The 612-nt window shown below is 38.2% G+C and carries 1 pseudogene; it reads left to right on the top strand.

The annotated features are described in order from the left end of the window. A pseudogene (locus tag AC4AGG_RS16745) lies at positions 1 to 612 on the top strand (T9SS type A sorting domain-containing protein); the annotation flags it as partial.

The raw sequence follows: 612 nt of genomic DNA, 5'->3' as shown, positions 1-612 counted from the left end.
ACTGAGTATTCGAAAACTAAAACCGAAAACAAAAAAGAAAACTCAACCTCAAAAGCGCAAACTACCACTCCAATAACCTATGTGGCTAAAGCGACTGAAAACTATGGACAAGGTGATTACTGGCTAGTGAAACTGGATCAAAATGGAAAAGTACTCTGGCAGAGAACTTATGGAGGAGACCAAGATGATCACCCAAGAACTTTGATTAATACCCTTGATGGAGTGCTTATAGGAGGAGAAAGTCGATCTGAAAAATCAGGAAATAAGTCCGTAGGAATAGAAGAAGGAACGGATGTGTGGCTCGTTGCTTTAGATAATAATGGTAATGAACAATGGCAGAAATCCTATTCTTTTAAAAACAGAGATATCTTGATGGGACTTAATATGGTCATGAATGCCAAAGACTCAGAAACCAAAGGTTTTCTTCTTGGTGGATATACTCAAGCTGAAGGTAGAGTGGAGAAAGATGATGAAACTTTTTGGATGCTTTTTGTAGATTCCAATGGAAATGAAGTCTGGAGAAAACATGTGAAAGGAAAATCACAAAAGAAGGAGGAACGTTTGTCTGATCTTAAGATCAACAGAGACGGCTCCATTGTTTTAGCAGGAACA

The organism is Chryseobacterium sp. CG10_8, from assembly GCF_058117085.1.
This window is presented reverse-complemented; position numbering and strand designations above follow the sequence as displayed.